This is a genomic window from Phenylobacterium sp. NIBR 498073 (genome assembly GCF_027286305.1).
In the GTDB taxonomy this organism is placed as follows: domain Bacteria; phylum Pseudomonadota; class Alphaproteobacteria; order Caulobacterales; family Caulobacteraceae; genus Phenylobacterium.
On sequence record NZ_CP114599.1, the window covers coordinates 1,081,443 to 1,105,495 of the forward strand.

Consider the following 24,053-nt stretch of genomic DNA (forward strand, 5'->3'; position numbering starts at 1 on the left):
GCTGGGAGAGGAACTGGCATTGCTGCCTCCGGGGGGAGAAGCGCGTTAGGCGCGGCCTCTGGGCACGTCGCTCTTGTCGGCGGGGGCCAGGCGCATGACCTCGGTCTGGTATTTCTCGTCCTCGCCCTCGGCGAGCAGGGGGGCGGCGTCGGCGAGCGCGCGCAGCAGCGCCTCGACCCAGGCCTGATCGACCTTGTGGAAGTCGGAAAGCACGTGGCCCTGGACGCGGTCCTTGTGGCCCGGGTGGCCGACGCCGAGGCGGGCTCGGCGGAAGTCGGGGCCGATATGGGCGGTGAGCGAGCGCACGCCGTTGTTGCCGGCCGCGCCGCCGCCCAGCTTCATGCGGAAGCGGCGAGGCGCCATGTCGATCTCGTCGTAGAACAGCACGAGGTCGGCAGGCTTGAGCTTGTAGAACTTCAACGCCTCGGCCACGGAGCGGCCGCTCTCGTTGTAGTAGGTCTGAGGCTTGAGGATCAGGGTGCGGACCGGGCCGCTGGGGGTTTCGATCTCACCCTCGCGTACGAGGGCGGAGAAACGGGATCGTTCGGGACCGAAGCGCCAGCGGCGCGCGATCTCGTCAACGGCCATGAAGCCGATGTTGTGCCGGTTGCCCGCATAGCGGGCTCCCGGGTTGCCCTGGCCGGCCAGGACGAGCATGCGCTGCCCCCTAACCGGCCGTCAGGGACTTAGCCTTCGGCTTCGCCGGCGGCTTCTTCAGCGGCTTCCGAGGCGCTCGCGGCCGAACCGGCGATGGTGGCGATCACGAAATCGCGGTCGACGGTCGCGGTGACGCCCTTCGGCAGCTCGAAGGCGCCGATGCGGATGGTGTCGCCGATTTCCAGGCCGGTCAGGTCGAAGACCAGCTCTTCCGGAATGGCGTCGGCCGGGCAGGCCAGCTCGACTTCGTGACGGACGACGTTCAGCGTGCCGCCCTTCTTCAGGCCGGGCGAGGCTTCCTGGTTCTTGAAGTGAACCGGGACCGAGATCTTGATCGTCTGGTGCGCGTCGACGCGGAACAGGTCGAAGTGCATCGGCTCGTCGGTCACCGGGTGCATGTCGACGACCTTGGCGATCACCGGCTGGGTTTCATTGCCGTGCTTCAGGGTCACCAGGTGGCCCAGCAGCTTGCCGGTGTAGAGCGCCTTGCGGAACTCGTTCGACTTGACGGTGATCGCCACGGGATCCTTGTCGCCGCCGTACAGCACGCCGGGGACCAGACCCTCACGACGGGCGGCGCGCGCACCACCGGTTCCAATGCGCTCGCGCAGTTCAACGTTCAGGATGATATCGGCCATGGCCTCGCCTCAAAACGAAGCCGCCGCGCGAAGACCCGCGCGGCGACGGAACGACCCGTAAGGGCCGAAAGGTGCGCGTAGATACACAAAACCCCCGCCCGTGGCAACGGGCTGGGGGAAGGATTTCTAACCCTTTTTCGCCGGCTTCTTCGTCGCAGGCTTCTTGGCCGGGGTCGGCTTGTAGCTGGCGTTCTCGCGAACGGTCGGCACGAAGCGCGGTTCGAACGGCTCGGGCTGGCCCGAGGCTTTGATGACGCAACGGGCGGTGTCCATCATCGCGTGCTGGCCCAGGCAGAAGACGTCCTCGTAGTGCGGCTTGGACACGGCCAGGCACTGGTAGAGGTTCAGCTTGGCCATGTTGGCGCAGGAGGCGACGTTCGGCTCGACCATGATGGCGTTGAGCGTGGCGACGTTCGGTTCGCTGGCCTCGCCGAGCACGGCCAGGGCGGCGACGGCGAGACTGCGAATCACCGCCGGGGTGAACGGCGGGGCGGCCGAGGTTCCGGTGACGCCGAGCGGCTGGGCGCCGGCGATCGCCTGCTGCAGGCGGGTGGTCTGGGCGAGGTCGCCGGCGGCGGGGGTCGAGCCGAGCAGCTTGGCCTGGGACAGGCGCGCGTCGCGGCCGACGACGTCGGCCTTGGACCAGGACTGCTTCTGCACGTCGTAGGCGGCCTGCTTCACGGTCTTGCCGGCCTGGTAGAACTTGTTTCCGTCCTCGCCGAGGGCGGCGATCACGGCGCCGGCGCCGCTGGACGAGCCGGGCAGGCCGACCACGTAGGCCGGGTCCTTCATGATCTCGTAGGCGATCTGCTGGCGTTGGGCGGCGGCGCCCGCGTACTGCCGGACGCCGGCGACGAAGGTCGGGTCCTGCAGGGCGACGATGGCCCCATAGGCGATGGCGCCCTTCAGGAACTGCTTGGGCTCATAGGAGGCGGCGACCTTCAGCCCCTCGGCGACCATCTGGCCGTCGACGAACGCAGGCGAGATCGCGGCGGCCTTGTCCACATAGTAGCGGTAGGCCGAAGCCTGCTCGATGACGCTGGGCGCCAGGCTCACGGCCGGGGCCGGCGGCTCCGCCGGCTTGGGCGGCGGCGGCTCGGCGCACGAGGCCAGAATTGTGGCGAATGCGATAGCGACGGCCGTCAGGCCCGCGCGAGAAGCCGAAATCATCCAGTGCCTTCCCCAGGATATAAGGCGTGGGAGCCTAGTCCCTCCAGCGGGCGAGAATGTGACCGCGAGGGGTTAACGAGGCTTAACCAAACCGAGGCTCAGTCAGGGTCTGACGCTTTTGTGACCTGTCGCGCCGACCAGGGCGGGAACATAGGATCAGGCCGGCGGGCGGTCGATGACCGCCGCGGCGGTGGGCCGTTTAGCCGCGGGCGCGTCGGGGCCGACGGCCAGGCCGCGGCGGCGCGAAGGCCGCCGCAGATCGTCCAGGTCAGTCAAAGAGCTTGGAGACCGACTCTTCGTTGGCGATGCGGCGGATGGCTTCGCCCAGCAGCTTGTCGCAGCTGACGTAGCGGATCTTGCCGCCTTCGAGGGCGCGGTCGGGGGCCGGGATGGAGTCGGTCATCACCAGCTCCTTGAGCACCGAGCCGTTGACCCGTTCGACCGCCGCGCCGGACATCACGCCGTGGGTGACATAGGCCGAGACCTCGGTCGCGCCTGCGTCGATCAGCGCCTGGGCGGCGTTGCAGAGCGTGCCGCCGCCGTCGATCATGTCGTCGAACAGGATGCAGCGGCGGCCGTCGACGTCGCCGATGACGTTGGCGACTTCGCTCTTGCCGGGGCCCGAGCGGCGCTTGTCGACGATGGCCAACTCGGCGTTGAGGCGCGAGGCGACGGCCAGGGCGCGGACCACGCCGCCGACGTCCGGCGAGACGATCATGATCTCGGACGGCTTCTCGTAGTTTTCCTTGATGTCGGTGGCCAGCAACGGCGCCGAGATCAGGTTGTCGGTCGGGATGTCGAAGAAGCCTTGGATCTGGCCGGAGTGCAGGTCCATGGTCAGGACCCGGTCGGCGCCGGCGCGCTCGATCAGGTTGGCGACCAGCTTGGCCGAGATCGGCGTGCGGCCGCCGGTCTTACGGTCCTGACGGGCGTAGCCGAAATAGGGCATCACCGCGGTTATCCGCCGGGCCGAGGCGCGTTTCAGCGCGTCGATGCAGACCAGCAGCTCCATCAGGTTGTCGTTGGCGGGATAGTTGGTCGACTGAAGGATGAAGACGTCCTCGCCGCGGACATTTTCGTCGATGGTCACCCAGACCTCGTTGTCGGCGAAGCGCTTGACCTGCGCGCGGGTGAGGGGGAGGTCGAGGCGCGAGGCGACAGCCTCCGCCAGCGCACGGTTGGAGTTGCCAGCCAGCAGCTTCATCGGTCCCCCAGGGGCAGGTATCGGTAATTGCCGGGCTTTTAGCAGGCGAGGGCCGGGGGGCAAGGGCTCAGAACAGCGCAGGACGAGATCGCATAACAATCTTGCGGGTTGGCAGGGTTCGTCTCGCGGCGTGGCGACGCTTGGTTTACGTTGCGCGCCATGCCCAAAATCGGACTCCCGGCCTGGACCTGGCTCTCCCCCATCATCGGCTCGCTGCTGCTTTTCGGATCTAAGCTCGGCGGGCCGTACGACATAGTTCTGGCGATCGGCCTGGTGGCCTGCGTCCTGGCTGCGGTCCACCATGCCGAAGTGGTGGCCCACAAGATCGGCGAGCCCTACGGCACACTGGTGCTGGCGGTCGCGGTGACGGTGATCGAGGTTTCGCTGATCGTCTCCCTGATGCTGTCCAGCGGCCCGGCCGGCGCGGGGCTTGCCCGCGACACGGTGTTCGCCGCGATCATGATCATCCTCAATGGCCTGGTGGGTCTGTGCCTGTTGCTCGGCGGCGCGCGCCACATGGAGCAGCGTTATGGCCAGGCCGGGGTCAGCGCGGCGCTGGCGACCCTGGCGGCGCTCGCGGTGCTGACCATGGTGCTGCCCAACTACACGACCTCGGCCGCCGGCCCGGTCTATTCGAACAGCCAACTGGCCTTCGTCGGCCTGGTGTCGCTGGTGCTCTACGGAACCTTCGTGCTGGTGCAGACCATGCGCCACCGCGACTACTTCCTGCCGACCGGCGCAGCGGCCCACGACGAGGAGGCCCACGCCGCGCCGCCGACCGCCCTGGCGGCCTGGGTGAGCCTGGGTCTGCTGGTGGTGGCGCTGGTGGCCGTGGTGCTGCTCGCCAAGGCGCTGGCCCCGACGCTGGAGGCCGCGGTCGCCAACGCCGGCGCGCCCAAGGCGGTGGTCGGGGTGATCATCGCGGCCCTGGTGCTGGCGCCCGAGAGCCTGGCCGCCGTGCGCGCGGCGCGGGCCGACCGTCTGCAGACCAGCCTCAACCTGGCTCTCGGCTCGGCGCTGGCCTCGATCGGCCTGACCATCCCGGTGGTGGCGGTCGTCTCGCTGGTGATGGGCTGGCCGCTGTCGCTGGGTCTCGACGCCAAGGCCATGGTTCTGCTGATGCTGACCTTGCTGGTCACGACCCTGTCGCTGGCCACCGGCCGCACCACGGTGCTGCAGGGCGTCGTGCACCTGGTGCTGTTCGCGGTCTACTTGTTCACGACAATTGTGCCTTGATCCATTCCTGAGCTGTCGCGTTTGTTGACGGACCCAGGCCGGCGCGGCCGGCGCAAGTTCGAGAATAATCGAGACATGATGGAGTGGATGGAGGGCGTTGCGCCCTCGTGGCTGCCTGCGTGGCTGCTCAGTCTGGTGGTTCTGGCGGCCGGCGCGGCGCTGGCGCTGGCGGCCCACCAGGTGCTGGTGACGATCGTTCGGCGGCTGATCGCCTCGCGCGACGAGTTCTGGCGCGAGCTGGTCATCCGGACGCGGCGCCCCAGCCGGCTGGCGGCGCTGATCCTGGGCCTGGGCGCGGCCGCACCGCTGGCGAGGCTGGGGCCAACGGAGCTCGACGTGCTCGGCCGCGTGCTGCTGATCGGCTTCATCGTGCTGTGCGGTTGGGCGGCGCTGACGGCGCTGGACATCGCCACGCTGATCTATACGCGCCGCTTCCGGGTCGACGTCGAAGACAACCTGCTGGCCCGCAAACACATCACCCAGACCCGCATCCTGCGGCGCACGGCCGCCGGTCTGATCGTCGTGCTGACCATCGCCTTTGCGCTGATGACCTTCAACGGCGTGCGCCAGTACGGGGTCAGCCTGCTGGCCTCGGCCGGGGCGGCCGGGATCATCGCCGGCCTGGCGCTGCAGCCGTACCTGACCAACCTGATCGCCGGCATCCAGATCGCCACCACCCAGCCGATCCGGCTGGACGACGCGGTGATCGTCGAGGGCGAGTGGGGCCGCATCGAGGAGATCGGCTCGACCTATGTGGTGGTCAAGCTGTGGGACTGGCGCCGGATGGTGCTGCCGCTGACCTATTTCATCCAGAAGCCGTTCCAGAACTGGACCCGCGAGAACGCGTCGCTGATCGGCACGGCGATGGTCTATGTCGACTACTCGGCCCCGATCGAAGTGCTGCGCCGGAAGCTCGAGGAGATCGCCGCGGCCTCGCCGCTGTGGGACCGCGACGTGGTCAACCTGGCGGTGACCGAGCTTAGCGAGCGGACGATGCAGGTCCGCTGCCTGACCAGCGCGCGCAACGCGGGAGAGGCCTTCGACCTGCGGTGCGAGGTGCGCGAGAAGATGGTGGCGTTCCTGCAGGCCGAACTGCCGCACGCGCTGCCGCGCGAGCGGTTCGACATGCGGGCGGCCGCGCCGACCTAGTCGAGGGCGATGGCCGACATCAGCCGGCCGAAGTCCGGTTCGCCGCGCTTGAAGGCCCGGCGGTTGGAGAAGAACAGCGCCTCCTCGGCGCAGGTGTCGCGGCCCAGCCACTCGCAGGCGCCGACGCCGGCCCGGCGCAGGCGGTGCAGGACGTAGCCCGGCAGGTCGAACATCGCCTTGTCGGGCGTCTCGCCGGGCTCGAAGAACTCGACGTTCTCGGCGGCTTCGGCCGTGAACGCGTCAAGAAACTCCAGGCCGACCTCGTAGGAGGCCTGGGCGATGCAGGGACCGACGACGGCGACGATGTCGGCGGGGCGGGCGCCAAGTTCCTGCATCTTCAGGACGGTGGCCCCGGCGATGCCCGCGAGCGCGCCCTTCCAGCCGGCGTGAGCGGCGGCGACGACGCCGGCCTTGGGATCGGCGAACAAGATCGGCGCGCAATCGGCGGCCAGGGCGCCGCAGGCCACGCCAGGACGATTGGCGACGACGCCGTCAGCCTGGGGCCGTTCGCCGTTCCAGGGCCTGTCGGCGATCAGGGCGGTGGCGGAGTGGACCTGGTAGCAGCTGTTGAGCGCCCCTTCGGGCAGGCCGAAATGCTCGGCGGCGCGGCGGCGGTTCTCTATCACGTCGTCGGGCGCGTCCTTGGAGCCGCGGCCGACATTGAGGCTGGCGTAGAGGCCGGTCGAGACCCCGCCCTGGCGCGTGAAGAAGGCGTGGCGGATCCCGGCCAGATCGAGCAGCGGCGAGGTCAGGACGGGCAGGGTCTGGATAGTCTGGTCGGTCACGTCAGCGTCTCGAAGGCCGGCGGTTCGAAACCGGCGGAGTGAATGCAGGCGGCCTTGAACAGCTCGCCCATCTGATCGGGCGAGACGAGGCGTTCGAGTTGGCGCTCGATCACGTCGCCGAGGTCAGGGCGGGCGTTGGCCAGGGCCTCGGCGCGGGCGCCGACCCCGAGCCGGACGAGCAACTCGCCCTGGGTCAGGATCTGCGGGGTCTGGGCGCCGCGGGCGGCGGCGGCGGCCATCACCGCCGGAAAGTCGGCGTGGACGGTGAGATCGGCCTCGCCCGGTCCGGCCAGCGGACTTTCCTTCTGGTGCCGGCGTAGGGCCTGGAGCGTGTCGCCGAAACCGGGCGCCGCGCGGCCGTAGTCGATGAGCAGGGCCGCGCCGCCGTCGGCCACGACGCGCAGCGCCAGCGCCTCGCCCAGCGCGGCCTGGGCCGGGGAGTGCTCGAGGATCGCCCCGACCGGGGCCAGGCGGTCGATTCCCGGCGCGCCCGCCATGCCGAAGGCCAGGGCGCCGGCGTTGTCGAGACCGACCATGCGCTCGGCCCAGCCCTTTTCGGTGCGCACGTACTGGCGGGCCGGCAGGCAGTCGAGCAGCTCATTGGCGATGAGGATCAGCGGCGCCTCGCCGGGGACTTCGTCCAGGGAACCGGCCCAGGAGACATGATCTCCGAGCGTCTGGCGCTGGCGGTCGCGCAGCGGCTGGGAGACCTCGACCAGCCAGACGTCGGCGGCTTCGGTGAACTCGCGCGAGAGCCGGGCGGCGCGTAGCAGGTCGCTCATCAGGGTGCCGTCGCCGGGGCCCATCTCGACCAGCCGGAACTGCGCCGGGCGGCCGAGGCGGCTCCAGGTCTCGACCGCCCAGAGGCCGATCAGCTCGCCGAACATCTGGCTGACCAGCGGGGCGGTGATGAAGTCGCCGGCTTCGCCGAGCGCCGGGCGGGTCGCGTAGTAGCCGTAGTCCGGGTCGTGGAGGCAGGCGTGCATGTACTGGGCGACGCTCATCGGCCCGCTGGCCCGGATCTGGGCCGTCAGGCGGTCGCGCAGGCTCATGGCGTCTCGGTCTTGGCTTGGCCAGGCGGCGGGGCGGCCTCAGTCGCCAGCGGTTCACGCATGCCGCGCCAGATCAGGTAGAGGCCGCCGATCACCATCGGCGCCGACAGCATCATCCCCATGGTCAGGCCGAACGGGAAATGCTGCAGGTAGCGGTCCGGCTCGCGGAAGTTCTCCACGAAGGTGCGGAAGACGGCGTAGCCCAGCAGGAAGATCCCGGCCACGACGCCGCGCCGCTGGAGCAGGCCGGCGCGATGGGTCGCCCAGCGCAGGATGAGGAAGAGAACGACGCCTTCCAGCGCTGCTTCGTAGAGCTGGCTGGGGTGGCGCGGGGTGACGCCGTCAGCCTGGGGGAAGATGAACGCCCACGGGACGTCGGACGGACGGCCCCAGAGCTCGCCGTTGATGAAGTTGGCGATGCGCCCGAAGAACAGCCCGATCGGCGCGCAGGCGGTGACCGCGTCGCCGAGACGCAGCACGTCGATCTTATTGACGTAGGAAAAGCCGAACACGGCGATCAGCACGCCGAGCGCGCCGCCGTGGAAGCTCATCCCGCCTTCCCAGACCTTCACGATCTGCAGCGGGTCCTGGAGCACGATCTGGGGGGTGTAGAAGAACACGTGGCCGAGCCGGCCGCCGAGAATGATGCCGAGCGTGATCCAGAGGATCAGGTCGTCGACCTGGGCCGGCGTGGCCGGCGCGCCGCGGGGCCCCCACAGCGCCTGATTCTTCATCATCCCCGCGACATAGCGCCACCCCAGCAGGATGCCGGCCACATAGGCCAAGGCGTACCAGCGGATTGCGAAAGGCCCGATCTGGACGAGGACCGGGTCAAAATCGGGGAATGGCAAGGCGGGCGTCTCCGAATGCTTCGCGATCAAGGTTTAGACGAGAAGCCCTTCGCTTTCATCCCCCGGCGGGCCATATAGGGCCCATGCAGACTCAGAACCCCTTTCTGGACGAGTTCGCCAAGCTGACCAGCGCGGCGATGGGCCTGGCCCAGACGGCCGGAGACGAAGCCAAGGCGGCGTTCCGCGCCCAGGCCGATCGCTTCGTGGCCGATTTCGACCTCGTCCGCCGCGACGACCTCGACGCCCTCAAGGCCGAGATCGCGGCGCTGCGCGCCGAGGTGGCCGAGCTGAAGCAGCAGGCGCCCAAGAAGGCTGCGAAGAAAGACTAGGTCTCGATACACGCGAATGTGGCTCGCTCGGGAAAAGAAACCCGATGACGCGAACGCCGCGAAGCAGCTTACTTTCAATATCGCAGGCGATTCGATGGCCGGCCCGGCCGCGGACGCCCTCTGCGAAAGGACCTCTGGTCTAATGGACACCTCTCAGCCTGACGAAGACGTCCTGGTCACTCTCGACCCGCTAGACGTGGTCGAGCATGTGCTGACCGCCGAAAACCTGCAGTTCGATCGTACGGAAGACGGCGATCTCGCCTTTGCGCTGACCGGCGACTGGAAAGACTACGAACTGTGGTTCGCCTGGCGTCCGGAAGCGGACTGCCTGCAACTTTGTCTTTCGGTGAACCTGCAAGCCACGCCCGAGCAGAAGGCGGCTGCCTACGAGCTGATCTCCACCCTGAACCAGCGCGTCTGGCTGGGCCATTTCGAAGTCTGGGACGACGGCGAGATCATCTTCCGCCACTCGATGGCGCTTATGACCGGCGAGCGTCCGAGCCTGGCCCAGGCCGCGGCGATGATCGACGTGGCGATGGAGGCGGCCGACCGCTTCTATCCGGCGTTCGACTTCCTGGTGCGCGGGTCGAAGTCGGCGGCCGACGCCGTGGCCGCCTGCATGTTCGAGACCGTCGGCGAAGCCTAGAGCGTGACAGCTTCAAGTGGAAGCCGGTTGAAGCGGCCGTCACGCTCTAAGTTCTTGAAGATAGACTCTTTTTGTCCGGTTCAGGTGATTCCGCCTGAACCGGAAAGGGTCTAGGCGTCGCCGAGCGAAACCATTAGAGCGTGATGGCCGCCGGACCGCGCCGGCTGTCACGCTTGAGGTTTTCCGATGACGCCGATCCTGATGCTGGGCGCCGGCCGCATGGGCGGGGCGCTGATCGAGGGCTGGCGCATGGCCGGGGCCTTCCAGGCCTCCGATCTGCTGATCCGCGAACCCTATTCAAACCCGACCTTGGAGGCGGCCCAGGCGGCCGGCGCGCGCGTCAATCCGCCGAACGCCGAGCTGGCGCAGGCGCAAACCGTGGTGCTCGCGGTCAAGCCGCAGCTGTGGCGCGAGGCGGCCGCCCAGGTCGCCGGTCACCTGGCCCCCGACGCGGTGATCGTCTCGATCGCCGCCGGCGTGCGCGCGGCCGACATCTCGCAGGCGTTCGGCGGCCGCGCGGTGGCGCGGATCATGCCGACCACGGCGGTCGCGGTCTGCCAGGGCACGGCCAGCATCTTTGCGGCCGACGGCGAGGCCAAGGCCCGGGCCCACGCGCTGTTTTCGCCGGTCGGGACGGTGGTCGATGTCGCCGACGAGGAGCTGATGCACGCGGCGACCGGAGTGTCCGGCTCGGCGCCGGCCTATCTCTACGCCTTCGTCGAGGCGCTGGAGGCGGCTGGCGCGGCGGCCGGGCTGCCGGCCGCCGACAGCGCCCGGCTGGCGCGTTCGACGATCGCCGGCGCCGCGGCGCTGATGGCCCGCAGCGGCGAGGAGCCGGCCGAACTGCGCAAGCAGGTCACCTCGCCCGGCGGGACCACCCAGGCGGCGCTGGAGGTGCTGCTGGCCGACGGCGGCTTCCCGGACCTGTTGCGCGAGGCGGTGGCTGCGGCGGCGCGGCGCTCGAAGGAACTGGGCGGGTAGGGCGCCTCCCGGTCCTGGGGGTATGCATATCAGGTGTCATCCCGGTTTCGGCGTAGCCGAAGACCGGGACCCATGAACACCCGATCCATCAAAAGCCGTCGCGGCCTCTCCTTGCCCTGCAGCTCGGCGCGAATGGTCCCGGTCTTGCTTCGCAAACCGGGATGACACCATCCATCAGGGGGAGCTCCTAGCTCGCGCGCTTCCAGGTCTGGGCCTGGCAGACGACGGCGACGCAGCCCTCGACTTTGAGCGTGCCGTCGGGATTGGCGCTCATCTTCGAGCCGTAGGTCTTGCCCGAGTTGGGATCGTAGATCTTGCCGCTGGTCCATTTGCCGGCGCCGGCCGGCTTGAAGTCACGGATCATCAACATGCCCATGATCGGGCGGCTGCGCAGGGACGCGTCGGGATTGTTGGCGTCCTTGGCGCCCGGCGTCTTCAGCCAGGCGACCTGGCCGCACATTTTGGACTTGTCGCTGGCGCAGGGGGCGACCTTGACCTTGGCGGTGCCGGCCTGGACCAGCCACAGGCCCTCGACCGGATCGGCGGCCAGGGCGGGCGAGGCGATCGCGACGGCCAGGGCGGTCGCGGCGGCGAGGCGGACTAGGGACATCGGGAACTCCTCCGGCGGTGGCGCGCGGCGGAGACTGACCGAACCCGGTTATCCAGGCAACCTGACAATCGCCCTAAGGCCGCCCAGCGGTGAGCGGTCGAGCACGATGTCGCCGCCGTGGCTGCGGGCCACGTCACGGGCGATGGCGAGCCCCAGGCCGACGCCCTTCTCGTTCTGGTTCCGGGAGTCGTCGAGTCGGTTGAACGCCTTGAAGGCGTCCTCGTAGCGGCCCTCTGAGATGCCGGGGCCATCGTCGTCGACGACGATCTCGACCCCGCCCGAAGTGCGCGGCGCGGCGGCGACCTGGACGGTCTCGCCATGGGCCGCGGCGTTCATGATCAGGTTGGAGAGCGCCCGCTTCAGCGCGTTGGGGCGCACCGCGGCCAGCAGGTCCGGATCGGCGTCCACCCGCACCTGGGCCCCCGCGCGCACGGCGCCTTCACTGACCTCGTCGATCAGCGACTTCAGGTGGACGGTCTCGACGGCCTCGCCGCCTTCGCCACGAGCGAAGGCGAGGTACTCGTCGATCATGTGCTCCATCTCGGCCAGGTCGCGCTTCATCTCGGCCGTGCGCGGTCCGGGCTCGGCCAGGGCGAGCTCCAGCTTCAGGCGGGTCAGCGGGGTGCGCAGGTCGTGGCTGACGCTGGCCAGCAGGGCGGTGCGCTGGTCGATGTGGCGCTGGATGCGCGACTTCATGGCCAGGAAGGCCTGCGCCGCCTGACGCACCTCGCGCGCGCCGCTGGGCTTGAAGGTGGGCGCATCGACGCCCTTGCCGAAGGCGTCGGCGGCGGTGGCCAGGCGCTCGATGGTGCGGGTCTGGTTGCGGATGAACAGGATGGCGATGGCGGTCAGCAGGATCGTCGCCATGGCCAGCCACAGCACGAAGATGTGGCCCTGGGTGGCGAAGGCGCGGTCGCGGGGGGCGAGGATGCGGATCACCCCCTGGTCGATCTTCACCCGGATGTCGACATAGGCCGGGTAGCGGGTGGTATCGAACCAGTAGGGGGCGTCCAACCGCTGGGAGAGCGCCCGGTCGATCGCCCGGTCGACGACGGCGAAGGCGTTGGTGCGCCGGCCCTGCGGCAGCTCGCGGCCCGGCTGCAGGGCGATTGAGAGGTTCAGCGATTTCTCCGCCCGGTCGGCGATCGTCGCCATGGTCTGGGGGCTGGGATCGTCCTGATAGCTTTCGACCGCCCAGGCGACCTCGCCGGCTAGGCCGTCGGACAGCCGGCTGGTGACGGTCTGCCAGTGGGCGTCGAAGAAGATCCAGGTCACTGCGATCTGCATCAGCGCCACCGGCAGCACGATGATCAGCAGCGAGCGGCCGAACAGCGAGGTCGGCAGGCTGCGCTTGATCAGCCGCTGCACCAGGCGCGGTTCGAGGCGGCGGGGAAGTTTCACTTTCCGGTTCCTCCCCTCTTGGGGGAGGTGGATCGACGCAAAGCGTCGAGACGGAGGGGGACTGCTCTTGCGGAGTCAAAGTCCCCCTCAGTCAGCCGTTCGGCTGACAGCTCCCCCAGAGGCGGAGCAATTATGCGGCGCCCAGCCATCAATCGGGCGCCAGCAGGTAGCCGACGCCGCGGACGGTCTGCAGGTAGCGCGGGGTCTTGGGATCGTTCTCGATCTTGCGGCGCAGGCGGGTGACCTGGACGTCGACGGCGCGGCCGGAGGGATCGACGGTCTCGCGGGCCAGTTCCAGGCGATCGACGGGCTCGTGCGGGTTGCGGGCCAGGCGGCGCAGCAGCGCCACCTCGGCCTCGGTCAGGCGCACCGGGACGCCGCCGCGGCTCAGCTCTCCCCGCTCCAGGTCGAAGGCGCAGGCGCCGAGCGAAAGGCTGCCGTTGGCGGCGCCGGCCGGGCGCTGGTCGGAGCGGCGCAGGATCGCTTCGATCCGCAGCAGCAGCTCCTCGGGCTCGAACGGCTTGGCCAGGTAGTCGTCAGCGCCGAGCTTCAGGCCCTCGATGCGGTCCTCGGCCAGGCCGCGGGCGGTCAGCATCAGCACCGGGGTGCGGCCGGCCGCGCCCTTGCGTTCGCGCAGCCAGCGGACGAGCGAGAAGCCGTCCTCGCCGGGCATCATCACGTCGAACACCGCCAGGTCGAAGTCGATGGTCTCGATCAGGCTGCGGGCGTGGGCGCCGCCGGGCGCGGTGGTCACGCGGAAGCCGTGCCGGGTCAGGTACTGCTTGAGCAGGTCGCGGATGCGGTCGTCGTCGTCGACCACCAGCAGGTGACGTTCGGCAGTCTCGACCGCGGCCATCAGGCGCCTCCGCTCTTCATCCGACCGCCGGCCAGGGCCGACAGGATCTGCCTGGCGCCGGCCACGCCGTCCAGGCCGCCCATCCGATAGGACCGGGCGAGCTGGGCGCGCAAGCGTTCTGAGATGCGGTCCTCGAAGGCTGCGCCGGCCTGCGTCAGGCTGACGGCGCGGCGGCGGCCGTCGAGGTCGCCGGCGATTTTCTCGGCCAGGCCCTTGGCCTCAAGGTCGGCGACGATGCGGCTGGCGGCCTGCTTGGAGAGGCTGGTCAGGTGGGCCAGTTCCTGCACCCCGACCCCCGGCCGGCGCTTGAGCAGAAAGGCCGCGCGCCAGTGCGAGCGGCCAAGACCGAGGGCTGATTCCGTCTCCAGTCCGGCGTCGACGCCGGCCCATAGCGCGGCCTCGGCGAGCAGCAGCATTTCGAGCCCGCCGTCGAGTTCCTCGTCGCGCAGAATGAGCCTTGGATCGGCTGCGACCATTACACTTTGAAACCCATTTTGTTTGACGCAGGGGGCAAGGAAGTCTGTAAGGGGGCCAGATTGAAAGGAGGACTTTCCCTCATGTCTCTAGTGCCCTTTGACGATCGCGACGGATGGATCTGGCTGGACGGCCAGTTCGTGCCCTGGCGCGAGGCGAAGGTGCACGTACTGACCCACGGCCTCCATTACGCCTCGGCGGTGTTCGAAGGCGAGCGGATGTATGGGGGAGAGATCTACAAGCTGCGTGAACATACCGAGCGTCTGTTCAAGTCGGCCGAGATGCTGGACTTCGAAATCCCCTTCACGGTGGAGGAGATCGACCAGGCCTGCAAGGACACCTGCGCCAAGAACGGCCTGACCGACGCCTATCTGCGTCCGATCGCCTGGCGCGGTTCGGAGATGATCGGGGTCTCGGCCCAGAACACCAAGATCCACGTCGCCATCGCGGTGTGGGACTGGCCGAGCTACTTCAGCCCGGAAGAACGCGCCAAAGGCATCCGCCTGACCTGGGCCAAGTACAAGCGCCCGTCGCCGGAGACCGAGCCGGTCCACGCCAAGGCCACCGGCCTCTACATGATCTGCACCATCTCCAAGCACGCCGCCGAGAAGGCCGGCTACACCGACGCGATGATGCTCGACTATCGCGGCTACATCGCCGAGAGCACGGGTTCGAACGTGTTCTTCGTCAAGGACGGCGCGCTGCACACCCCGACCCCGGACTGCTTTCTGAACGGGATCACCCGCCAGTCGGTGATCGCGCTGGCCAAGTCCAAGGGCATCGAGGTGATCGAGCGCCACATCAAGCCGGAGGAGCTGGCGGGCTTCACCGAATGCTTCGTGGTCGGCACCGCCGCCGAGGTGACCCCGGTCGGCGAGATCGGCGAATACCGGTTCACGCCGGGCGCCCTGTCGCTGGGCCTGGCCGATGACTACGCCCGCATGGTGCGCCGCGAGAGCGTGCCGGCCTAAGCGGCCCCACGATCACGCAGACAAGTTCGCCGCCTGGATCGTTCCAGGCGGCGTTTTTGTTTCTGAGCCCGATGACGAATGGGGATGGGGGGATTCGCCCTCCAGCCGCCCCTGGACCGTCGCTCGCGCTCCCCCGCAGCAGCGCCAGACCAGGTTGGCTACGAACCCCCCCGCGCCGTCGCCCCCCATGGCGTCGACGAGGGCCGATGCTGCCAAAGCAGGGGGAGGGGGTCTAGTGCGGGGGCGCCACAGGCCGGGCGCGACAACGGCCGCGCCGCCCTTTCGAGCGGCGCGGCGCTGCGATTGCCGTCAAATCAGCCAGGTGTTCGGCCGCGGATAGGCCTGGTCCTGCGAAACGTAGACCAGACCGATGATGCAGCGGACGGCGAACCAGACCCCGACCGCGCCCCAGAGGAAGAGGAACAGCATCAGGAACGGGATCCCGATCAGCACCAGGGACAGCACCGCGCTGATCCCGATCAGCAGGCCCAGCGACAGGAAGATCGCCAGCCCGATCCAGAAGGTGCGGATCTGGAAGTCGTAGTGGCTCCGCATCCGCGGGCCGGCCTTGTCGAGGTTGATGTAGGCCACCACCAGTCCAACCAGGATGGTCAGGCCGTTCACCAGCCCGAGCAGGTAGAGGCCGTAGACCACTGCCGGCAGGACGCGGTCCTCGGTCGTCACAACGGTGGTTTCGGTTTGGCTCAATTCAGTCTCCCAAGCGAAATGCCTGAACAGGATGTGGCCCTGATCAGCGCGAATTCCAGCTTAATTCGCGTTCATGTCGCTTGGTCGGGCGGCGATTACCGCGGCTTGCGCCCCAGCCACGGCAGCACCGCGGCGCCCAGGATCACCACGAAGACCAGCCGCGCGGCCAGGGCGACGCCCAGCAACCAGGCTCCGGCGACGCCGGCGGCCAGCAGCACGGCCGCCGCGCCGACCGCCATCAGGCCCATGATCCAGAGCACGGCTTCGGCGTTCGGCGAGGGGCGGCGGATCGGGCGGTCAGGGGCGGCCTGGGACAGGGCCGTCAGAAACGCCTCGAAGGTCTCGGCCTGGTCCTGCGGGCGCAGGGCCTCGCCATAGGTGAGGGCCGGGATGGTCAGGCGGCGGCGCTGGAACTGCAGCACCGCGCCGCGGCCGGCGCGGGTGACGCCGCGCAACTCGGCCAGCGGGAAGCGGCGCTCGCGCCCGGTGCGGCGCTCGACGATGGCGGATTTCTCGATCGTCCAGACGGTTTCGCCCTGCAGCGGCGAGAGGCGCGCGGCGTAGCTGGCCATCAGCCCCGGACGACGGTGATCTCGACCCCGGCGGCGGCGGCGTGGGGCGCCAACGCCTGCGGCTTTTCCACCCGCACGCGGGCGCGCATCACTCGCGGATCGGCGAGGCAGGCGCGGGCCAGGCGCTCGGCGAAGTCCTCGACCAGCTGGATGTGGCCGGCGGCGGCGATGGCGCGCGCCGACTCCCCGATCGTCTCGTAGTTGACGGTGTCGGCCAGGCGCGTGGCGCCGGCGGTCGGCACGTCGAGCTCGACATCGACGATCAGCGGCTGGGAGGCGCCCTTCTCGTGGGCGTAGACGCCGATCTCGGCATCGACCTTCAGGCCGGTGACGAACACCTTGGTCATGACCACGCGTCCCTGCGGCTCGGGGGACGGAGCCTCAGGCGAACTTTGCTGCAACGATGGAAGAACCAAGGGGGCTCCGTTCCCGGGGAAGCGGCTCAGGCCAGGTGCTGGCCCGCGTCGACGGCGATCATCTGGCCCGTCACCGACCTTGCGTCAATGAGGTACCGCAGCGCATGGCCGATCTCGGCCGGATCGACCGGGCGCTTGAGCAGGGTGCCTGCGACTTCGTCATCGAAATCGCTGCCCTGCTGGTGGATCGAGGGCAGGGTGGGGCCAGGGCCGATGCCGTTGACCCGGATGCGCGGGGCCAGCTCCTGGGCCAGCATCTGGGTGGCCGCCCAAAGCGCGCTCTTGGACAGCGAGTAGCTGAAGAATTCGGGGCCGGGCGCGAACACCCGCTGGTCCAGGATGTTGACGATCTGGCCCGTGCGATCGGCCGGCAGCCGGCGGGCGAAGGCCTGGGCCAGCACCAGGGGGCTGCGCAGGTTCGTCTCCAGGTGGGCGTCCCAGGAGGCGCGGTTCATGCTGGCGAAGGCGTCGTTCTCGAACACCGAGGCGCAGTTGACCAGCAGGGTGACGGGGCCGAGTTCGCTCTCGGCCGCGCCGACCAGCGGGGCGGTGGCCCCCTCGTCGCGCAGGTCGCAGGCGTGGATGGAGGCCTTGCGGCCGCGGGCGCGGACGTCGGCCGCGGCGGCCTCGGCGTCGTCGTCGATTGTGCGGACGTGGATGGCGACATCGAAACCCGCGTCGGCGGCGGCCTGGGTCAGGACCCGGCCGATCCTGCGCGAACCCCCGGTGATGAGGGCCGCGCCGCGCGCGGTGTCAGCCAACGAGCGCCCTTAGTCGAGCCGGCCGAACTCGAAGTAGTTCAGCCCGCCGATGACGACGATGAAGGCAAGGATGGTCAAGATCGCGGTCATAGCAAGCTCCGGCGTTATGGGACCGGCTTTAGAGCGGGCGGGGGGCGTTCGCAAGGGGGAGGTCAGGGCCGCGGGCCGACACCCGGCGGCAGCGGGCCGCTGGCGCCCTCGGCCACCACCCAGTCGCGGAAGGCTACGGCGAGAGGATCGGGCGTCGCGCGGGCCCGCACAAACACGCAAGGAGTCAGCGCCTGGACGAAGCCGAACGGCGCCAGCGGCGCGCCGCTCTCGATCTCGGCCTTGACGGCGAACCAGGAGCCGATGGCGCAGCCCAGGCCCGCTGCGCCCTGCAGATAGCGAGCGAACTCGATGACGCCCGTGGGCGCGGGCAGATCGACGCCGGCCGCCTGCTCCCATTCGCCCGGATAGGTCCGTGAGATCAGGCGGGGCATACGCATATTGCGCGGGCCAATCGCCGTGCGCATGACGCTGGCGAGGGCGCCTGGCAGGGGCTGGCCTTCGCGCTCGATCCGAAGACCTACGGGGAGTGAGGCCGGCCTGTCCGGCGAGGGAACCGGAAGCCGCCTCAAGCCTTTGCTTTGGCGGGGCGTCGCCCTGCGGCTTCGCCCGACGGCAGGAGCATCTAGATGATTAAAGACCAGGAGTCCTTCGAGGCGGCCCTTCAGCGGGTGGCGGACCTTCTGGAACACCCCCCGGCGCACGGCAGCCGGGAGGACCACGAGTTCCTTCAGCTGCTGCACGACATCGAGGTCTTTCATCCGACCGCGCTGACGGCGCCGCCGGATTCGAACTTCGCCCAGCTTGGCCGCGACGCGAAGGCGCTGATGTCGCGGGCCAACGACTTCCAGGCCAAGCGCGAGGCGCGCGAGAAGCGGGAAAAGTGGATGACCTTCCCCGAGGACGGCGAAGGCATCGGACCGACGACGGGCGTCTAGCGCCTTTAGAACTTGCGCACGTAGGCCACGGCCCAGGCGTCGGCGGGGGCGTCGTCGCCGAACTCGTGGCGGGTGTAGTCGATCCGCACCCCGTTGGCGCCGGCGAAGAAATACTGCGCGCCGACGCCGAAGCTGAAGGCGTCTTCGGTGCGGTCTACGTCCATGGATTGGCCGAGATAGCTGGCCTTGGTGTTGAGCTTGGCGTAGCCGAAGCCCAGCCGGGCGAAGACCTCGGCGTTCTCGGTGATCGGCAGGAAGCCCACCGCGTAGAGTCCCGCCTGGTGCTGGAGTTCCTCACTCCAGGCGTAGCCGAGGACGGGCATGTCGACCTGGTCGTCATCGACGCCGAAGGCAAGCTCGCCTTCAATTCCCAGGTGCGGCGCGAGGCGCGCGCCGAAGCGGCCCTGGACGGCGCCCAGACTCGTGTCGAGCTGCTTGGTTTCGAACTGCGCATAGCCGAGCGAGCCATAGAGATCTGCGGCGTGGGCCGAACCGGCGACGGCGCATGCGGCGGCGAGCAGCGGCAGCTGAGTGAGTTTCATGGGCGCTCCCTAGCGGTGTGTTTTCATTTTGTCGCACCTTATGCGGGTGTCGTTGGGGCGGAAAGATGTCCGTCGCTTGCCCAATCCCGACTGCGCAGGCCAAGCTGGCGAAAACGCCGGAGGAAACGCCATGCCCCTATCGCCCATCGCGCCGGGCGACCTGACCAAGGTCGCCGTGGGGATCGATCGTCCGGAGGACGTCGTGGTCGGCCCGGGCGGGCGGGTCTTCGCGTCCGACCACCAGTGCGCGGTGGCCGAGATCTTTCCCGACGGCTCGTTCAAGCGGATGGGTCCCAAGGGCGGGGCACCGAACGGGATCAACATGGACCGCCAGGGCCGGGTGCTGATCGCCAATTTCGGCATCTATGACCGCGAGGACGGGCCGCTGCAGCGGTTCGATCCGGCGACGGGAGCGCACGAGACCCTGCTGACGGAAGTCGGCGGGCGGCGGCTGACCAGCGCCAACTATCCGGTGATCGACCGGGCCGGGAACATCTGGTGCGCCAACTCCACCCATGCCGAGACTTGGCCGCAGGCGCTGGACGGACGCGCCGACGGCTTCATCTTCGTGCTGCGGCCGGACGGCTCGAGCGAGGTCGTGGCCGAGGGGCTGAAGTTCCCGAACGGCATGGCCCTGTCGGCCGACGAGCAGTACCTGTTCTGCGCCCAGACCAGCGGGGCGGACGTGCTGCGTTTTCCGGTCCACGCGGGCGGCAAGCTGGGGGCCGGCGGCCGCTACGGGCCGGTGCTGGGCAAGCTGCAGGCCCCGGGCCCCGGGGTCGATCACAACGATCTCGGCTACACTGACGGGATAGGTCTCGACGCCGAAGGCAATCTCTGGGTCTGCCTGCCGGCCGCCAACAAAGTGGTGGCGATCACGCCGGCGCTGGAGGTGACGACGGTGATTCACGATCCGTCGGGCGAGGTGGTGAACCATCCGACCAACGTCACTTGGGGCGGCCCGGACCTGAAGGACCTTTACATCGGCTCGATCCGGGCCGGTTATGTCCTGAAGGGCCGCAGCCCGGTTGCGGGACAGCCTCACGTGCACCAATTGGAGGGGCGGGTTTCGGCCTGAATTCCTCAGGGTTTGAAGGTTGCCTCTTCCACAGTGATCAATGATCACTAAAATGCTTGTTTGAAGCCGTCGGGGGATCTCGTCGGCGCGCCAATAATCCAACGAACGCCTCCGGGAGGACGTCATGCGCGAGTACCTGCAGTTCTATATCGACGGTCAATGGGTCGATCCGGTCGAACCCAAGACGCTCGACGTCATCAACCCGGCGACCGAGAAGGTCGCAGGCAAGATCTCGCTTGGCTCGGCGGCCGATGTGGACAAGGCCGTGAAGGCCGCCCGCAAGGCGTTCGCGACCTGGTCGCAGACCACCCGCGAAGAGCGTATGGATGTGCTGAACCGCATCCTGGCCGAGTACCAGAAGCGCTTCGGCGACCTGGCCGTCGCGGTCACCGAGGAAATGGGCGCCCCGGCCAGCCTGGCTCAGCGCGCGCAGGTTCCGATCGGCATGGGGCACCTGGGCACCGCGGTGGCGGTGCTGAAGGACTACAAGTTCACCGAGGACCGCGGACCGACGATGATCGTCAAGGAACCGATCGGCGTCTGCGGCTTCATCACCCCCTGGAACTGGCCGCTGAACCAGATCGTCTGCAAGGTGGCCCCGGCCATCGCGACCGGCTGCACCATGGTGCTGAAGCCGTCGGAAGTGGCGCCGTTCACCGGCCACATCTTCGCTGAGATCATGCATGCCGCCGGCGTGCCGGCCGGCGTGTTCAACCTGGTCCAAGGCGACGGCGTCGGCGTCGGCGTGCCGCTGTCGAGCCATCCGGACGTGGACCTGATCTCGTTCACCGGTTCGACCCGCGCCGGCATCGAGGTGGCCAAGAACGCCGCCCCGACCGTCAAGCGCGTGGCGCAGGAACTGGGCGGCAAGAGCCCGAACATCGTCCTGGACGACGACGCCTTCGCCAAGGGCGTGGGCCGCGGCGTGGCCACGGTGATGACCAACTCCGGCCAGTCCTGCAACGCCCCGACCCGCATGCTGGTCCCGCAAAAGCGTATGGACGAGGCGATCGCGGTGGCGAAGGAAGCGGCCGCCCAGGTCACCGTCGGCGATCCGAACGGCAACAGCCAGCTCGGCCCGGTGGTCTCCGAAGTGCAGTTCAATAAGATCCAGAAGCTGATCCAGGCCGGCATCGACGAGGGCGCGACCCTGGTCGCCGGCGGCGTCGGCCGTCCGGAGGGCCTGGACGTCGGCTACTATGTCAAGCCGACCGTGTTCGCCAACGTCACCCCGGACATGACCATCGCCAAGGAAGAGATCTTCGGCCCGGTGCTGTCGATCCTCGGCTACGAGAATCTCGACCAGGCCGTCCAGATCGGTAACGACACCGAGTACGGCCTGGCCGCCTACGTTCAGGCGGCCGACCTCGCCAAGGCCCGCGAAGTGGCGTCCAAGCTGCGCGCCGGCCAGGTGTCGATCAACGGCGGCGGCGGCGACCTGATGGCGCCGTTCGGCGGCTACAAGATGAGCGGCAACGGGCGCGAGTGGGGCGATTTCGCCTTCAACGAGTTCCTCGAAGTGAAGGCCGTCCTCGGCTACGCGCCGAAGGAAGCCGCCGAGTAAGGACGACGACGCCTCTTCCTTCAGGAAGGGACCATCCTTGAGGCGGGCCGGCGAGAGAGGATCTTGCCGGCCCGTTTTCATAAGACATTTCAACGGCCCCCGCGTGAGAAGGCCGTGCGCTGAGCGCAGTCATTAGGAAGAACCAGATGCTCGACCCCAACTTCAAAGCGATGATCGACGCGGCCGCCGAGCAGGCCGCGAACGCCCCGCCGCTGGACGCCGTGCCGCCCGCCATGATCCGCATGGGCTACCAGATGCAGCGCAAGGCGACCGACCAGAACCCGCCGCAGGACGTCACGACCAAGGACCTGCAGGTCGGCGGCGGAGCCGGTTCGATCCCAGCGCGGCTGTACACCCCGGCGGGCGCCCAGACCCCGAGCGGCGGCCTGGTCTATTTCCACGGCGGCGGCTTCACCATCGGCGACCTGGAGACCCATGACGGCCACTGCAGGCGGCTGGCCTCGCTGGCCGGCGTGCGGGTGCTGGCGATCGACTACCGGCTGGCGCCGGAGCATCCGTTCCCGGCCGGCCACGACGACGCGCTGGCGGCGACCAAGTGGGCGTTCGACCACGCCGCCGAACTGGGCATGGATCCCAAGCGCATCGCGGTCGGCGGCGACTCGGCCGGCGGCAACCTGGCGGCCTCGGTCTCCATCGACCTGAAGAACGATCCGGCCCGCAAGATCGCCTTCCAGCTGCTGCTCTATCCGGGCATCTGGCCGGAGGTGGAGACAGCCTCGCGCAAGGAGCTGGACGGGCCGATCCTGACCAAGGCGGCGCTGGCCTGGTTCGACAAGTCGCTGGCCGCGATCGGCCATGCACAATCGGGCCGCGCCTTCCTGGGCGGCGCCAAGCTGAGCGGCGACCTGCCGCCGGCCCTGGTGGTGACGGCTGGGTTCGACCCGCTGAAGGACGAGGGCCGCGACTATGCCCGCCGCCTGACCGAGGCCGGTGTTTCGGCGACCCACGTCGAGTATCCGGGGCTGATCCACGACTTCTACGTCATGCCCGACGTCTCGCCGGCGGTGCATGAGGCGGTGAAGGAAACCGCTGCGGCGCTGAAGGCGGCGGTGGGATAGGCGGCAGCTAACCCCTCCCCCTTTGGGGGAGCAATTAGAGGTCCGACAGCACCTTGCGGATCGCGCCGGTGAGCTGGGCGAGTTCGGCGTCGGTGGTGACGTAGGGCGGGGTCAGGTAGACGACCTTGCCCATCGGGCGGATCCAGCAGCCATGCTCGGCGAAGGCCATGCAGAGCGGGCCGCTTTCGACGTGGCGGTCGAACTCGACGACGCCGATGGCCCCGTAGGTGCGCACGTCGACGACGCCGGGGGCGGCGCGGCAGGGCTCCAGCCCGGAGGCCAGGGCGGCGTTGATGCGCGCGACGTCGGCCTTCCACTGGCCGGTCTCGAAGAGGTCGAGGCTGGCGTTGGCGGCGGCGCAGGCCAGCGGGTTGGCCATGTAAGTCGGGCCGTGCATCAGGGCCGCGCCGGCGTCGTCGGACCAGAAGGCCTCGAACACCCGGCTGCGGGCGATGGCCGCCGAGAGCGGCAGGGTGCCGCCGGTCAGCGCCTTGGACAGGGTGACGATGTCGGGCGTCACGCGCGAGCCGGAACAGGCGAACAGGTCGCCGGTGCGGCCGAAGCCGACGAAGATCTCGTCGAAGACCAGCAGCAGGTCGTGCTTGTCGGCCAGCCGGCGCAGGGTGCGCAGCACCTCGTCGGAATGGAACAGCATGCCGCCGGCGCCTTGAATGCGCGGCTCGACGATGATCGCGGCGATCTCGCCGGCCTTCTCACCCATCAGGGCGTCGAGGGCCGCTTCCGAGGCGGCGTCGACCGGCAGGGCGGTGACGATCTGAGACGGCATCACCCCGGAAAACAGGCTGTGCATGCCCTCATCGGGATCGCAGATGGTCATCGTCGCCAGGGTGTCGCCGTGATAGCCGCCCTGGAACGACAGGAACCGGGTGCGGCCGGCTACGCCGCGATTGATCCAGTACTGCAGCGCCATCTTCATGGCGATCTCAACCGCCACCGAGCCGCTTTCGGCGAAGAAGACGTGGTTGAGGTCGCCGGGCAGCAGGCCTGCAAGCCGGGAGGCCAGCCGATAGGCCGGTTCGTGCGCCAGGCCGCCGAACATCACGTGCGGCGCGCGCTCCAACTGCGCGGTCACCGCCGCGCGGATGTGCGGATGATTGTAGCCGTGACAGGCGGTCCACCAGGAGGCGACGCCGTCGATCAGTTCGCGGCCGTCCTCCAGGATGATCCGCGCGCCTTCGGTGCGGGCCACCGCCAGCGGCGCGGGCGCCGTCTTCATCTGACAATAGGGGCGCCAGACGTTGCGGGCGCCTTGGGTAAGCCAGTCCGGTGTCGGGAAAGTCATGAGCCGTGGCTTTAACCGAACGCCGGCCTCGTGC

At 68.9% G+C, this 24,053-nt stretch carries 28 protein-coding genes; 10 read left to right on the forward strand and 18 right to left on the reverse strand.

Annotated features, from left to right (window positions below; genetic code table 11):
- Positions 1–45: 45 nt before the first annotated feature.
- From pth to O4N75_RS05565, 4 genes are all read right to left on the reverse strand, one after another.
- The gene (gene pth, locus O4N75_RS05550; protein WP_269628360.1) at positions 46–657 is read right to left on the reverse strand and encodes an aminoacyl-tRNA hydrolase; all 612 of its coding nucleotides are present in this window, start codon (positions 655–657) and stop codon (positions 46–48) included.
- A 29-nt stretch (positions 658–686) separates the two neighbouring features.
- Positions 687–1,295, reverse strand: coding sequence for a 50S ribosomal protein L25/general stress protein Ctc (locus O4N75_RS05555; RefSeq protein WP_269628361.1), 609 nt, complete (start codon positions 1,293–1,295; stop codon positions 687–689).
- A gap of 126 nt (positions 1,296–1,421) precedes the next feature.
- Entirely contained in the window at positions 1,422–2,465 is a 1,044-nt protein-coding gene (locus tag O4N75_RS05560) for a hypothetical protein (RefSeq protein ID WP_269628362.1), read from the reverse strand.
- A gap of 268 nt (positions 2,466–2,733) precedes the next feature.
- Positions 2,734–3,669: a ribose-phosphate pyrophosphokinase gene (locus tag O4N75_RS05565; RefSeq protein ID WP_269628363.1), complete on the reverse strand. Its 936-nt coding sequence runs from the start codon at positions 3,667–3,669 to the stop codon at positions 2,734–2,736.
- A 159-nt stretch (positions 3,670–3,828) separates the two neighbouring features.
- On the opposite strand from O4N75_RS05565, the gene O4N75_RS05570 reads away from it, so the two are divergent.
- The gene (locus O4N75_RS05570; protein ID WP_269628364.1) at positions 3,829–4,905 is read left to right on the forward strand and encodes an ionic transporter y4hA; all 1,077 of its coding nucleotides are present in this window, start codon (positions 3,829–3,831) and stop codon (positions 4,903–4,905) included.
- Between the two features lie 75 nt (positions 4,906–4,980).
- Positions 4,981–6,054: a mechanosensitive ion channel family protein gene (locus O4N75_RS05575; protein ID WP_269628365.1), complete on the forward strand. Its 1,074-nt coding sequence runs from the start codon at positions 4,981–4,983 to the stop codon at positions 6,052–6,054.
- On the opposite strand, the gene pgeF is transcribed toward O4N75_RS05575, so the two are convergent.
- Genes pgeF through lgt form a run of 3 tightly spaced genes read right to left on the reverse strand, consistent with a single transcriptional unit; the run spans position 6,051 to position 8,742 of the window.
- Entirely contained in the window at positions 6,051–6,839 is a 789-nt protein-coding gene (gene pgeF / locus O4N75_RS05580; RefSeq protein ID WP_269628366.1) for a peptidoglycan editing factor PgeF, read from the reverse strand. The genes O4N75_RS05575 and pgeF overlap by 4 nt on opposite strands.
- Complete coding sequence (locus O4N75_RS05585; protein ID WP_269628367.1) at positions 6,836–7,891, reverse strand: class I SAM-dependent methyltransferase; 1,056 nt, start codon at positions 7,889–7,891, stop codon at positions 6,836–6,838. Before O4N75_RS05585 ends, pgeF begins: the two co-directional genes overlap by 4 nt.
- A complete protein-coding gene (gene lgt / locus O4N75_RS05590) occupies positions 7,888–8,742 on the reverse strand; it encodes a prolipoprotein diacylglyceryl transferase (protein ID WP_269628368.1) in 855 nt (284 codons plus the stop codon). Before lgt ends, O4N75_RS05585 begins: the two co-directional genes overlap by 4 nt.
- An 83-nt stretch (positions 8,743–8,825) precedes the next feature.
- Here lgt and O4N75_RS05595 point away from each other — a divergent pair, with 83 nt between their 5' ends.
- The 3 genes from O4N75_RS05595 (at position 8,826) to proC (ending at position 10,698) form a co-directional block, all read left to right on the forward strand.
- Positions 8,826–9,071 carry an accessory factor UbiK family protein gene (locus O4N75_RS05595; RefSeq protein ID WP_269628370.1) on the forward strand — a complete coding sequence of 82 codons (246 nt, stop codon included), beginning with the start codon at positions 8,826–8,828 and terminating at the stop codon, positions 9,069–9,071.
- Positions 9,072–9,213: 142 nt separating this feature from the next.
- Positions 9,214–9,717: a YbjN domain-containing protein gene (locus tag O4N75_RS05600; RefSeq protein WP_269628371.1), complete on the forward strand. Its 504-nt coding sequence runs from the start codon at positions 9,214–9,216 to the stop codon at positions 9,715–9,717.
- Positions 9,718–9,903: 186 nt separating this feature from the next.
- Complete coding sequence (gene proC / locus O4N75_RS05605; RefSeq protein WP_269628372.1) at positions 9,904–10,698, forward strand: pyrroline-5-carboxylate reductase; 795 nt, start codon at positions 9,904–9,906, stop codon at positions 10,696–10,698.
- Positions 10,699–10,885: 187 nt separating this feature from the next.
- Here proC and O4N75_RS05610 read toward each other — a convergent pair whose 3' ends face one another.
- The 4 genes from O4N75_RS05610 to O4N75_RS05625 all read right to left on the reverse strand — a co-directional run bounded on the left by O4N75_RS05610 (position 10,886) and on the right by O4N75_RS05625 (position 14,041).
- A complete protein-coding gene (locus O4N75_RS05610; RefSeq protein WP_269628373.1) occupies positions 10,886–11,308 on the reverse strand; it encodes a DUF2147 domain-containing protein in 423 nt (140 codons plus the stop codon).
- A gap of 48 nt (positions 11,309–11,356) precedes the next feature.
- Positions 11,357–12,709: an ATP-binding protein gene (locus O4N75_RS05615; RefSeq protein ID WP_269628374.1), complete on the reverse strand. Its 1,353-nt coding sequence runs from the start codon at positions 12,707–12,709 to the stop codon at positions 11,357–11,359.
- A 148-nt stretch (positions 12,710–12,857) separates the two neighbouring features.
- Positions 12,858–13,565 carry a response regulator transcription factor gene (locus O4N75_RS05620; protein ID WP_267230664.1) on the reverse strand — a complete coding sequence of 236 codons (708 nt, stop codon included), beginning with the start codon at positions 13,563–13,565 and terminating at the stop codon, positions 12,858–12,860.
- On the reverse strand, positions 13,565–14,041 hold the full coding sequence (locus O4N75_RS05625; RefSeq protein WP_269628375.1) for a MarR family transcriptional regulator: 477 nt from the start codon (positions 14,039–14,041) through the stop codon (positions 13,565–13,567). Before O4N75_RS05625 ends, O4N75_RS05620 begins: the two co-directional genes overlap by 1 nt.
- Positions 14,042–14,122: 81 nt before the next feature.
- On the opposite strand from O4N75_RS05625, the gene O4N75_RS05630 reads away from it, so the two are divergent.
- Positions 14,123–15,010 (forward strand): branched-chain amino acid aminotransferase, encoded by an 888-nt coding sequence (locus tag O4N75_RS05630; RefSeq protein WP_267230666.1) that lies wholly within the window; start codon positions 14,123–14,125, stop codon positions 15,008–15,010.
- A 309-nt stretch (positions 15,011–15,319) separates the two neighbouring features.
- Here the strand turns inward: O4N75_RS05630 and O4N75_RS05635 are convergent, their stop codons facing one another.
- From O4N75_RS05635 to O4N75_RS05655, 5 genes are all read right to left on the reverse strand, one after another.
- Positions 15,320–15,718: a hypothetical protein gene (locus tag O4N75_RS05635; protein ID WP_269628376.1), complete on the reverse strand. Its 399-nt coding sequence runs from the start codon at positions 15,716–15,718 to the stop codon at positions 15,320–15,322.
- Positions 15,719–15,813: 95 nt separating this feature from the next.
- Entirely contained in the window at positions 15,814–16,290 is a 477-nt protein-coding gene (locus tag O4N75_RS05640) for a hypothetical protein (protein WP_269628377.1), read from the reverse strand.
- Entirely contained in the window at positions 16,290–16,637 is a 348-nt protein-coding gene (gene folB, locus O4N75_RS05645) for a dihydroneopterin aldolase (protein WP_269628378.1), read from the reverse strand. Before folB ends, O4N75_RS05640 begins: the two co-directional genes overlap by 1 nt.
- A 95-nt stretch (positions 16,638–16,732) precedes the next feature.
- Complete coding sequence (locus O4N75_RS05650) at positions 16,733–17,467, reverse strand: SDR family oxidoreductase (protein ID WP_269628379.1); 735 nt, start codon at positions 17,465–17,467, stop codon at positions 16,733–16,735.
- A gap of 152 nt (positions 17,468–17,619) precedes the next feature.
- Positions 17,620–17,955, reverse strand: a complete 336-nt coding sequence (locus O4N75_RS05655; protein WP_269628380.1) for a hypothetical protein — start codon at positions 17,953–17,955, stop codon at positions 17,620–17,622.
- Positions 17,956–18,144: 189 nt separating this feature from the next.
- On the opposite strand from O4N75_RS05655, the gene O4N75_RS05660 reads away from it, so the two are divergent.
- Positions 18,145–18,453, forward strand: coding sequence for a hypothetical protein (locus tag O4N75_RS05660; protein ID WP_269628381.1), 309 nt, complete (start codon positions 18,145–18,147; stop codon positions 18,451–18,453).
- A gap of 5 nt (positions 18,454–18,458) precedes the next feature.
- On the opposite strand, the gene O4N75_RS05665 is transcribed toward O4N75_RS05660, so the two are convergent.
- A complete protein-coding gene (locus O4N75_RS05665) occupies positions 18,459–18,995 on the reverse strand; it encodes a porin family protein (protein WP_269628382.1) in 537 nt (178 codons plus the stop codon).
- A 130-nt stretch (positions 18,996–19,125) separates the two neighbouring features.
- Between O4N75_RS05665 and O4N75_RS05670 the strand changes: the two genes are divergently transcribed.
- The 3 genes from O4N75_RS05670 to O4N75_RS05680 all read left to right on the forward strand — a co-directional run bounded on the left by O4N75_RS05670 (position 19,126) and on the right by O4N75_RS05680 (position 22,716).
- The gene (locus O4N75_RS05670) at positions 19,126–20,073 is read left to right on the forward strand and encodes an SMP-30/gluconolactonase/LRE family protein (protein WP_269628383.1); all 948 of its coding nucleotides are present in this window, start codon (positions 19,126–19,128) and stop codon (positions 20,071–20,073) included.
- 124 nt (positions 20,074–20,197) lie between these two features.
- The gene (locus O4N75_RS05675) at positions 20,198–21,637 is read left to right on the forward strand and encodes an aldehyde dehydrogenase family protein (RefSeq protein ID WP_269628384.1); all 1,440 of its coding nucleotides are present in this window, start codon (positions 20,198–20,200) and stop codon (positions 21,635–21,637) included.
- A gap of 146 nt (positions 21,638–21,783) precedes the next feature.
- Positions 21,784–22,716: an alpha/beta hydrolase gene (locus O4N75_RS05680; RefSeq protein ID WP_269628385.1), complete on the forward strand. Its 933-nt coding sequence runs from the start codon at positions 21,784–21,786 to the stop codon at positions 22,714–22,716.
- A gap of 34 nt (positions 22,717–22,750) precedes the next feature.
- Here the strand turns inward: O4N75_RS05680 and O4N75_RS05685 are convergent, their stop codons facing one another.
- Positions 22,751–24,019 carry an adenosylmethionine--8-amino-7-oxononanoate transaminase gene (locus tag O4N75_RS05685; RefSeq protein WP_269628386.1) on the reverse strand — a complete coding sequence of 423 codons (1,269 nt, stop codon included), beginning with the start codon at positions 24,017–24,019 and terminating at the stop codon, positions 22,751–22,753.
- Between the last annotated feature and the right edge of the window lie 34 nt (positions 24,020–24,053).

Bases quoted from the DNA above. Each gene is read 5' to 3' on its own strand.
- pth (WP_269628360.1), bottom strand. From the start codon at position 657: ATGCTCGTCCTGGCCGGCCAGGGCAACCCGGGAGCCCGCTATGCGGGC.
- O4N75_RS05555 (WP_269628361.1), bottom strand. From the start codon at position 1,295: ATGGCCGATATCATCCTGAACGTTGAACTGCGCGAGCGCATTGGAACC.
- O4N75_RS05560 (WP_269628362.1), bottom strand. From the start codon at position 2,465: ATGATTTCGGCTTCTCGCGCGGGCCTGACGGCCGTCGCTATCGCATTC.
- O4N75_RS05565 (WP_269628363.1), bottom strand. From the start codon at position 3,669: ATGAAGCTGCTGGCTGGCAACTCCAACCGTGCGCTGGCGGAGGCTGTC.
- O4N75_RS05570 (WP_269628364.1), top strand. From the start codon at position 3,829: ATGCCCAAAATCGGACTCCCGGCCTGGACCTGGCTCTCCCCCATCATC.
- O4N75_RS05575 (WP_269628365.1), top strand. From the start codon at position 4,981: ATGATGGAGTGGATGGAGGGCGTTGCGCCCTCGTGGCTGCCTGCGTGG.
- O4N75_RS05585 (WP_269628367.1), bottom strand. From the start codon at position 7,891: ATGAGCCTGCGCGACCGCCTGACGGCCCAGATCCGGGCCAGCGGGCCG.
- O4N75_RS05595 (WP_269628370.1), top strand. From the start codon at position 8,826: ATGCAGACTCAGAACCCCTTTCTGGACGAGTTCGCCAAGCTGACCAGC.
- O4N75_RS05600 (WP_269628371.1), top strand. From the start codon at position 9,214: ATGGACACCTCTCAGCCTGACGAAGACGTCCTGGTCACTCTCGACCCG.
- proC (WP_269628372.1), top strand. From the start codon at position 9,904: ATGACGCCGATCCTGATGCTGGGCGCCGGCCGCATGGGCGGGGCGCTG.
- O4N75_RS05610 (WP_269628373.1), bottom strand. From the start codon at position 11,308: ATGTCCCTAGTCCGCCTCGCCGCCGCGACCGCCCTGGCCGTCGCGATC.
- O4N75_RS05620 (WP_267230664.1), bottom strand. From the start codon at position 13,565: ATGGCCGCGGTCGAGACTGCCGAACGTCACCTGCTGGTGGTCGACGAC.
- O4N75_RS05625 (WP_269628375.1), bottom strand. From the start codon at position 14,041: ATGGTCGCAGCCGATCCAAGGCTCATTCTGCGCGACGAGGAACTCGAC.
- O4N75_RS05630 (WP_267230666.1), top strand. From the start codon at position 14,123: ATGTCTCTAGTGCCCTTTGACGATCGCGACGGATGGATCTGGCTGGAC.
- O4N75_RS05640 (WP_269628377.1), bottom strand. From the start codon at position 16,290: ATGGCCAGCTACGCCGCGCGCCTCTCGCCGCTGCAGGGCGAAACCGTC.
- folB (WP_269628378.1), bottom strand. From the start codon at position 16,637: ATGACCAAGGTGTTCGTCACCGGCCTGAAGGTCGATGCCGAGATCGGC.
- O4N75_RS05655 (WP_269628380.1), bottom strand. From the start codon at position 17,955: ATGCGTATGCCCCGCCTGATCTCACGGACCTATCCGGGCGAATGGGAG.
- O4N75_RS05660 (WP_269628381.1), top strand. From the start codon at position 18,145: ATGATTAAAGACCAGGAGTCCTTCGAGGCGGCCCTTCAGCGGGTGGCG.
- O4N75_RS05665 (WP_269628382.1), bottom strand. From the start codon at position 18,995: ATGAAACTCACTCAGCTGCCGCTGCTCGCCGCCGCATGCGCCGTCGCC.
- O4N75_RS05670 (WP_269628383.1), top strand. From the start codon at position 19,126: ATGCCCCTATCGCCCATCGCGCCGGGCGACCTGACCAAGGTCGCCGTG.
- O4N75_RS05675 (WP_269628384.1), top strand. From the start codon at position 20,198: ATGCGCGAGTACCTGCAGTTCTATATCGACGGTCAATGGGTCGATCCG.
- O4N75_RS05680 (WP_269628385.1), top strand. From the start codon at position 21,784: ATGCTCGACCCCAACTTCAAAGCGATGATCGACGCGGCCGCCGAGCAG.
- O4N75_RS05685 (WP_269628386.1), bottom strand. From the start codon at position 24,019: ATGACTTTCCCGACACCGGACTGGCTTACCCAAGGCGCCCGCAACGTC.